Source organism: Klebsiella sp. 2019SCSN059, assembly GCF_021739525.1.
Classification (GTDB): Bacteria; Pseudomonadota; Gammaproteobacteria; order Enterobacterales; family Enterobacteriaceae; genus Klebsiella; species Klebsiella quasipneumoniae.
Map to the genome: position 1 here is coordinate 1 of NZ_JAKKOM010000123.1, position 968 is coordinate 968.

The 968-nt window shown below is 62.5% G+C and carries 1 protein-coding gene and 2 pseudogenes; 1 reads left to right on the forward strand and 2 read right to left on the reverse strand.

Annotation, left to right across the window (positions count from 1 at the left end; translation table 11 throughout):
- Both L2I46_RS29195 and L2I46_RS29200 read right to left on the reverse strand, forming a co-directional pair.
- Positions 1-123: pseudogene (locus tag L2I46_RS29195) on the reverse strand (DMT family transporter); the annotation flags it as partial.
- A 137-nt stretch (positions 124-260) separates the two neighbouring features.
- Positions 261-653, reverse strand: coding sequence for a cysteine hydrolase family protein (locus L2I46_RS29200; RefSeq protein ID WP_001351729.1), 393 nt, complete (start codon positions 651-653; stop codon positions 261-263).
- Positions 654-656: 3 nt separating this feature from the next.
- On the opposite strand from L2I46_RS29200, the pseudogene L2I46_RS29205 reads away from it, so the two are divergent.
- Positions 657-968 (forward strand): annotated as a pseudogene (locus L2I46_RS29205) (Tn3 family transposase); the annotation flags it as partial.

Sequence of the window (968 nt, forward strand, 5' to 3'; positions counted from 1 at the left end):
CCGCAGCATCGCGACCGTCATCGGTGAGAAGTTCGGCAGGTATTGGGTGGTGACAATGTAGGTGCTGCCCCAAATGGCAGGTGCTATCGCTGTGAACAATAAATCGGGCGTGCGTAATGACATGCGATTACAAGACCTCCGCTACGGCGATGGGTTTTTGAGAGTTGCAGGCGCCGCGATGACCGCACCCTGACTTGGACTGGCCCTGCCTCGCACCAATCCACCTGCGGCTATGGCCGCGATCATGCGAGGCCCGAAAATTACACGACCTGTACACGTCCGCCGAACCCGGAACGCAACAGAGCTTCGTGGGCATCCCGATCCGGGTCGTAGCAGCAGTCCTGGACCAAACGCACGTCGTAGTCCGCATCACTAGCCCAGGCGACGCTTGAAAGAACAACGCCGGTGGTGCTTATCCCGGCCATGACAAGCGTGCTTACGCCGCGCGTCCGAAGGTCGGCGTCGAGCGCCGTGCCATAAAAGACGCTGGCTCGCGGACATGCATAGAAAAGGTCGCCCCGTTCGATCGCAAGCCCTTCGACGGGCAGACCGGTGCGAAATCGTCCGCTCGGGAGATACGGTGAGATTTGGCGATTCGTCGCCGGCGGCGCATGTTCATACTCTTCGCCGAGCGAAAAGTTGGGGAACAGCACGGGCCGGCCGCGCAAGGCGTGCTGGCAGCCGTGCAGACCCTGCGTGAGATGAACGCCGACAACCTGCGCAAGGTGCCGGCCGATGCACCCACGGCCTTCATCAAGCCGCGCTGGAAGCCGCTGGTGATCACCCCGGAAGGCCTCGACCGGAAATTCTACGAAATCTGCGCCCTGTCCGAGCTGAAGAACGCCCTGCGCTCCGGCGACATCTGGGTCAAGGGCTCGCGGCAGTTCCGCGACTTCGACGACTACCTGCTGCCGGCCGAGAAGTTCGCCGCACTCAAGCGCGAGCAGGCCCTGCCCCTGGCGATCAAC